Annotated in this window: 6 protein-coding genes; 4 read left to right on the top strand and 2 right to left on the bottom strand. The window is 58.4% G+C overall.

From position 1 onward, the window contains the following. The first annotated feature begins 129 nt into the window (after positions 1-129). Positions 130-1,029, top strand: coding sequence for a hypothetical protein (locus tag FJY73_13565; protein ID MBM3321685.1), 900 nt, complete (start codon positions 130-132; stop codon positions 1,027-1,029). A 172-nt stretch (positions 1,030-1,201) separates the two neighbouring features. Here the strand turns inward: FJY73_13565 and FJY73_13560 are convergent, their stop codons facing one another. Together FJY73_13560 and FJY73_13555 are read right to left on the bottom strand one after the other, a co-directional pair. Then, a complete protein-coding gene (locus FJY73_13560; GenBank protein ID MBM3321684.1) occupies positions 1,202-1,744 on the bottom strand; it encodes a transposase in 543 nt (180 codons plus the stop codon). Further along, a complete protein-coding gene (locus FJY73_13555; protein ID MBM3321683.1) occupies positions 1,729-2,190 on the bottom strand; it encodes an IS630 family transposase in 462 nt (153 codons plus the stop codon). The genes FJY73_13560 and FJY73_13555 overlap by 16 nt, the downstream gene beginning before the upstream one ends. 142 nt (positions 2,191-2,332) lie before the next feature. On the opposite strand from FJY73_13555, the gene FJY73_13550 reads away from it, so the two are divergent. The 3 genes from FJY73_13550 (at position 2,333) to FJY73_13540 (ending at position 7,113) form a co-directional block, all read left to right on the top strand. After that, the gene (locus tag FJY73_13550) at positions 2,333-4,063 is read left to right on the top strand and encodes a HEAT repeat domain-containing protein (protein MBM3321682.1); all 1,731 of its coding nucleotides are present in this window, start codon (positions 2,333-2,335) and stop codon (positions 4,061-4,063) included. Between the two features lie 230 nt (positions 4,064-4,293). Next, the gene (locus tag FJY73_13545; protein ID MBM3321681.1) at positions 4,294-5,034 is read left to right on the top strand and encodes a hypothetical protein; all 741 of its coding nucleotides are present in this window, start codon (positions 4,294-4,296) and stop codon (positions 5,032-5,034) included. A 468-nt stretch (positions 5,035-5,502) separates the two neighbouring features. After that, on the top strand, positions 5,503-7,113 hold the full coding sequence (locus FJY73_13540; protein ID MBM3321680.1) for a hypothetical protein: 1,611 nt from the start codon (positions 5,503-5,505) through the stop codon (positions 7,111-7,113). The last annotated feature ends 432 nt before the right edge of the window (positions 7,114-7,545 follow it).

Raw genomic sequence — 7,545 nt, 5'->3', positions numbered from 1 at the left:
AAGTACCCGGCGCCGCCCCGAGCTTGTGCGTCGCTACTTCGACGCCCCCGAGGTCCAGTATGCCGCCTGGTGAGAATGTCAACTACATCCTGCTCCCCGTAATATGTGTTCGGACGAGGGGGGCTGGAGGTGAGGTCCCATGAGAAGCTGCCCGGGTTTGGTGACGGCCTGCTTGCCGAGAGGCATACCGGGTTCGCAATGGACGATTGCTGTGACCTGAAGCCCAAGCAGATCGACGTGAAGCTCGAAAGGAGGGGAGAGGAGGGAGCCTCGTGCTTGTCCGACGCTCGGCTCGTGCGATCGCTTGTGCTCGACAGCCTGCTTCTGGAAGATGAACGACCACGAAGAGCCGTTCGAAGTGGGAGTAGTGATGGGAGAATCGTTGGTCTTGGTGACCGCGTCGGGTGTCTACGGTCCGCCGCGGCTCTGGAGGAAAAGAGGATGAAGACTCCGATGGGACTGATCAGTGTCCTCGTGCCGGCCTTGCTCATTCTGTCTTTCGGCGTGTTCGGCACCAGTCAGGCGGGCGAGCAAAGCGCCGGGGGAGAGGGGTCTTATGCGGCGCCGGGTGCCGCTTCGTCGGCTTTTCCTGCCAAGAGATCGGTGGGAATCGGTATTCAAGCGGCTCCTTTCCCTATCTTCGGACCGGCCGTCACCGTCAACCCGACACAGGTGCTGGGTCTTCAGCTCTTCGGTCGAGTCGGGCTTGTCGATGTCGATTTCGGAGCCATTCGTGTTCTCGTTCGCCCGAAGGTCGAGCCCAACTACAACGTCTATCTCTCGGGCTTGTTCGGCACCTTCAAGGACCAGGATGTTTCGAGAACGATCCTCGGTCCCGAAGAGAGCGACCAGGGAATCGGTTTCGGATTCGGGGGAGGGGTCGAGTACTTCTTCTCCGGACTTCCCGAGGTGGGATGGAACTTCGAGGTCGACTACATCCACATCGGGTTCGAGGACGTGTGGTGGGACTACGACTATGAGACGCCGCAGATGGTCATGCTGGGGCTGGGCATCACGTACTACTTCTAGCGGCGTCAGCTCGGGGCGCAGGAAGTTGTCTCCGTTATTCTTACAGTGGGAGGGCACTAACTTAAATTCCCAACGACTCCTCGCGAGGCTCTTCGTGTTTGAAGCTACTGAGCAACGCATAAGTGATGTCCTATAATGGGCACAGAGAGAGCCCGGTTCTTCGGATGAAGGATCACAAGAGGGGTTGGTTGGTTCGGATTTCGTGGGCGGAGCACGTGGCATGGAACCAGAGATCGGCCGCGCTCTCGGGAGCGTAGTGGGCAAGAGGGTTTCTCTTCAGATGTTCCCAAACTCCTTCCACCGGATTGAGCTCGGGGGCGTAGGCAGGGAAGGGTTCCGTGCGGATCCGGCGTGTCCGGTCGAGGAATCGGCGAACGAGAATGGCCCGGTGAACGTTCAGGCGATCCCAGAGAAGGATGATAGGGCGTCGAAGGTGTTTCTGAAGTTCCCGGAGAAAGGGGATCAAGTTCTCGGCCGTCACGTTCTCGTTCGGCAAGAGAGCGAAGTAAAGTCCCACGCGCCGCCGACGAGGAGAGACCGAGATCGCCCCGATCGCCGAGACCTTCTCGTGGGAGCGCGTGCGCCGGTAGAAGACGGGAGACTCTCCGACCGGAGCCCACGTGCGTCGGAGATGGGGAGCCATCAGAAGCCCGCTCTCGTCCAGGAAAACGAGGCTCGCTCTCAGACGCGCGGCGTTTTTTATGTCCTCGGCCACTCCTCCTTCACCCAGCGCTGGATCTCGGCCTCGTCCCGTTCCCGGGCGCGTCGCTCCGGCTTCTGGGGGCTGAAGCCCAGGGCATGGAGGAGGCGCGCGACATGATGCGGGTGATAGCGAACACGGAAGCGGCGACGGATGACCGCTGCGACCCGCGCACAGGTCCAAAGATTGGTCGGGAATCCTTGGGCCTCCGCTCCCCCAAGCAGCAGACGACCGAGCGCGGCTCGCTGCGGGTCCGTCAGCTTGCGAGGGCGACCGGGCACCGGCTTGGCGGCGATCCCCTCGATGCCTTCCGCGTCATGACTCGCTCGCCAGCGACGGACCGATCGACGGTCTACCTTCAGCTTCCGCGCCACTTCGACCGGAAGAAACCCCTCCCGCAACACGGCCAGAGCGCGATGCCGACGCCGTTCCAAACTCTCCGGGCTGCCGTGTGGTCTCATCGTCCACCTCCCGCCCGGAGTACGGGCCATTGCTTATGCGACAGTTAATAGCTGCACAGGAAGACTTCGAGCGACATGCAGACAAGGAGTATGCCGACGGCGTGGTACCACATGACTGGAGCACAAACCGGCGAGGTAAGACATGAAACGAACCAATATGTACTACGTCCACCTGCTAGTACTTCTCTCAATCTCGATCGTAGTTGAGGGGTGCAGCACGAGGCGGCTCCTGGATATCAATGTAAGATGCTATCCCGATACAGCCGTCGCCTATGTCGTAGAAGAGCCGAACAACAGAACTACCACACCCGGGACGATCCGACTTGCGAGAGATGCAGGCGGCAATTTGTTTGCGCCACTACCGAAGCAAACATGCGAAGTGAGATTTCAAACTCGAGGCAAAGAACTGGAGCCGGTCTACGTGAGGTGGCTATATGCAGACTTGGGTGTTCTTGATTGGTACAAGACGTACATCGGATCGGGATTCAGATTAAGCAGTGTGGACAGGTGGAGTCCCAACGACATATATGTGATCGACAAGGAGCGAGCCATAGAGGCAGGAAAGTGCGAACCGGTTCAGCTCGCTCTTCAGAGCAACGTGGTGTGGACAAGGGTCCAGGCGGCCGAAGCGGTGGCGGCCCTAGAATGCACAAACGCAGTTCCGCAGCTGATCGAATCCTTGGGCGACGTCAATCCGGAAGTGAGGATCGCTGGAATTCGGGCACTCTCTTTTTTCGGGGACAGAAGGGCGGTCGAGCCGATACATCTGACCATTGATGACGAAGATCCTCGCGTCTGGGTCGAGGCCGCTAAGGCCTTATTCGGCTTCGGGGATAAGCGATATGAAGTTCACCTTGAGAAGATCAAGAGTTGCACGGACCCCTTGAAGGTGAGGCTTTTCCTACAACACCTATCTCACTTCAAACACGATGATTCGGAAGCCCTTCTAATCGACGCCCTCGAAGACTCAACCTTGGCGATCGTCGAAACGGCCGTCTCCTCCTTGAAGGAGGTCGGAACCACTAAGGCGGTTGGACCCCTCATCTCGATCGTCATCGCGAACCACAATGACTTCGACATACTTCTTCGTACCGCGGACTGCATTCGCCATGTTGGAGACGAGGAAGCGATCTCCCTCCTCTCGGACACCATTGGCCGTGAAGGTGGTGAGTTCGGGAATCGTTGCGCGCTCGTATTGGCTTTGATGGGTGCTCCGCTGGAACGAGCAGCGGCGAACCTGACAAAGGCAATGGGAGCCGACAGAGCGCTAACCCTTTCTAAGTCGGATCGTTATTACGTCTCGATGCCGAACCTGCGGCCTCCATCTCCCGACAATATCTCCCTCGAGAGAATCGACCGAGTGACGGACTGGCACTTTTCGTCGAAAGGATTTAGCGCGATGGTGGACGAGAAATTTCGCTACGGATACTCACCACCACAGACCGTATTCGCATCGGCCATAGTCATCGACTACATAACCAAGATGTTCTTGGGCGACCCAGAACGGGAACGGAAGAGGGAACAAAAGGAGGAATTCGTTCAGTCCGTTTACAAGAAGGCGCAGCAGGAAGCGGTCCACAATCTGGCTCAGAACCTGGTACGTCGAGAGACCTCATCGCGGCTCATGACGACCGAATCGCCGCGCGAAATGAAAGAGCCGACCGTTGATTTCATCCTGGAGCATCCAAATTTGCCCCCCGATGAACTGATGTACCAATACAACCTACACGTGATGAACGATTACCTTCGCGTAGAGAACGTTGAAACGACGATCGATAACGGGCTGATTGCAGTGGAGATGGATCTGACCGTGAATCCGGTTCTCTACTTTTCGAAACAAGGCAGAGGGCATGAATCCGCTGATGAACAGTGAATGGGCGAAAGGGGGGAGAGAAGAGACGCGTTTCGAGCAAAGAGCGTATCGAAAGCGGGGAGAGTGTTCCGGGTGCTCGCCTCCGCATGACCTCGCACTGGACCGTGCCTGGCGCTGTCGAGGTGAAAGACGAATCAGGCGTTGAGATCCTGGCGCCCTGCGGGGAGTTGGATCGCCCAATACGGCAGGCGGAGCGATCTAAAGACATCCGGAAGAAGGAGTGCGGTTCGATGAAGACGGGAACGTTCATTCTCTTCGGGGCTTCCCTGGTTGCGGCAGCGATCGTTCTTCTCGGTTGCGGGGTGACGGCAGGCAATATCGGGTACAAGGCGGGGTATTCGATAGCCCAGGGGCGGAAGATGAGTGCCATGATCGATGCGATATACAGCGCCCAGATTCCCATCAGAAGAGATCCCCGACTTCCGCAGGAGGAGAAGACCTTGTTGGGACTTTTGCCGCCGCTGAGGACTTGTGTGGAGACGCTGGAGGACGCCCGCGAAGGAATTGACGGCAGGGTGCCGACCTTCAGCAACCCCGTTGATTCTATAGTAACCAATGCGATAAAGAACGAGTTCGAGAGAAGTGGTCATGCTTTGGTTGCCGAGTCGAACGATCACGAAGCGTGCGATTTCCGTGTTTTAGGAAGAGTTCAGGAGTTCTCGTCGCTGCCTTTCAAGCTCGTTACCGATGAGGCCTTCAAGAAGGCAAACAACCAGTACAACTGGGTGACATCGATCGTGTTCGAGATACAGGTCGAGGGCGCTGGGGATTGTCGGTCGTTGGATACGTTGCGGTACTCGAGGGTTAGGGTCTCCAAATGGACGGGCGAGAGAGGATATGATGCAGTTCCCAGCTATGAGCAGGTGGGTGCGATGGCTGATGAGGGACTGTTGATATTGATAAGGGAACTCTCGAATGACAAGGAGTTCATAAGGATCCTGGCGTGTCGGAAGGACGCCGTTCAAGAATGAACGGTTTGGTCTCTGTGAGACCACGGTGTGCGGCATGTGCAGTGATGGTAATCAGTAGATACCGGTCCGCGACGGAGTGTGGTTATAGGCGGCTTCTTTCGGGATCGCCTTTCGTGTCTTCTTGGATCGATTGGCTGTTCATTGAGAGGCCCCTCCGGCGTCCTTCCGTCGAGTCCGGGGCCCTCACGGGGCCTCCTGGAATTGTACCGGCCGAGACCCGTGAGTCCGGTGGGGGTACATATGTTCACTGAATTCTCGATGCAGGCGCTTGTGTTCCTGAGCAACGAGCATAGTTCGCCGGGCCGGCGCCAGTCGGTTTCTACCGTTCCGGCGCATGTGTGCGGCGCGAGGGCTCGCAGGGGCCCTCGGCTGGTGCTTATAGCCCTCATGCTGGTTCTTCAAGGGTGTGCTGCGGGACGGATGGCTTCACCTTCGGCGAGTACTTCCGAGTCGCGAGGTGCCGGTGCCGTGACATCGGGAGTCGCGACCGACATGAGCACACAGGCTCGAGCTGAACGACAAGTCTGGTACTACCCGTCCGATCACAAAATGCTCTTCGACGGACTGAAGGAAAGGGACTATTCCTCGAAAGCTGCTGCGCGATCTTGGGGCGCGCTGGACGGGGTGATCGGCGGCGTGTTCGGAGGAGTCTTGACCGGCGGCGTGGCCGCGCTGGCGTCGAAGCACGCAAAGGAAGATGCATTCTGGAAATGGTCCACGATCGGGGCCGGCGTGATCGCTCCCTTATGGATCTTGGACAACATCTCTGCCGTGAGGCCGAGGACGGTTGTTACCTATCGAGGGGCGTGGGTCGATCCGTTCTCGTACAGGCTTGTGAAACGAGAGGGGAAATGGCTTGATCCCGAGGAAATCGCCTGGGCGGACGCTTGTGCAATCGACACGCCCGAGGCGACCGAGCAATTCCTCGCGGAGTTCCCCGCGAGTCCGCTGCGCGTGTATGCCGCCGGAAGACTCGAGCAGCAACTTTGGAGTCGTATCCAGTTGAGTTCGAAGGAGGAGGAGTGGGAGAGCTTCCTCCGACGCTTTCCCAACGGGAAGCATTGCGGCGAAGCGCGTAAGCGAATCGAATGGCTGGCCTGGATCACGGCGATGGAGAGCGACACGCGGGCAAGCTATGGTGATTACCTGAAGCGCTTCCCCGCGGGTGAGCATGCCGTTGAAGCAAGTGCTCGGATGGCAGAACTCAAGAGGGAGCGCGAGAAAGCCCTCCTGCAGTTCGTAGAACCGGGGGATTCGTTCAGTGAGCCGAAGGGGGCAGGCGTGGGCGTCATGAGTCACGAATCAATAGCCTCTGGAACGAGAGCGAGCGACAGCGCGGGGTTTCCAGGGCGTATCTCCGGTGTCGCGAAAGCCCCGGAATCCAAGGCTCAAGGTCCTTCGGAGCAGAAGTTGCCGAAACCACCCGAGAACCGGAAAGAAAAGGAACCACCCTTGAGAACCACCAGCGAGCTCGCGCCGGGGTTCTATGATTCAAAGACCGATGACCCCGCGCCGGTGGCGGAAATCTCGCTGTTCGGAGAAGGAGGTGGACTTGCTACTGCCTGGAAGACGTCACCCATGTTCGAAAACACGCGACACGTGTTTGTCGGCGAGATGACAACCTTCATTCGCGCGATGAGCCAGGATGGACGGGCAAAGGTCATTTCCGCGGCGCACCCAAGCTATGATCCTTCGGCGATGACGAATCCTCCCTTGAGTGGCGTGGGGGTCGTCTACCTGGATGACAAGGGGATTGTGAAGGGCGACAACGCCAAGTCCGGCTGGTTGGACATGGTCGCCTGGGGCAAGTACACGAATCGCACGACAGGGAAGACCGAGGATGTGAAGTTCACAGGTGTCAGCTTCTGGGTCAACAGGAGTGGAAGGAATTGGTGGCAGTTCAGGGTTGCGGGCGCGGTTTCGCAAGGTGAGAATGCCGAGAGCTTGGAGATCTCGACACACATGGAAGAACTTGGGGGAGGGACGAAAAGACCGGTGATTCTCGTCGAGGGGAAATACAGGTTGATTCCGCAGGTGACCTCCCTTGGGGACATTACCTTTGTGGAGCATAGAAAATGAGCGGGCATCGTGCGGGCGACGGGTCCCGGATCGACAACGGGACTGGGAAGGCGTCGGGTGCGGGAGGATGGGACTGAGAGAAGGTGCTCCTTCTTCTCCCATCCGCAGTGGTTTACACTTCCGTGGACAGGTCGCCCCTTGATTTCCCCCTACACGACGGCCTTGTCTCTCAGCACCGCGAGTCACTGAGGATCCCTCGGAGATCTCAGCCGGCGAAGGCCGAGGAGCTATCCTATTGTGAGAGCCAGACCGGCCCCAGGCGAGCCAGGGGAAGCGCTCTTGCTCGATCCGTGGTACCATTTACCCATTCCAAGGCGCCCTTCCCCCGCGGGAACTCCGCCGGGCGGGCAAGGGTGGAAGGGCTTGTACGAGCGTGCCTCCCCGCTCGAAAGCCGGGAGTCTTGATGATGTCTCGATGCAACTCGTTGTTTC

This window comes from Candidatus Eisenbacteria bacterium (assembly GCA_016867715.1).
Classification (GTDB): Bacteria; Orphanbacterota; Orphanbacteria; order Orphanbacterales; family Orphanbacteraceae; genus VGIW01.
This window is presented reverse-complemented; position numbering and strand designations above follow the sequence as displayed.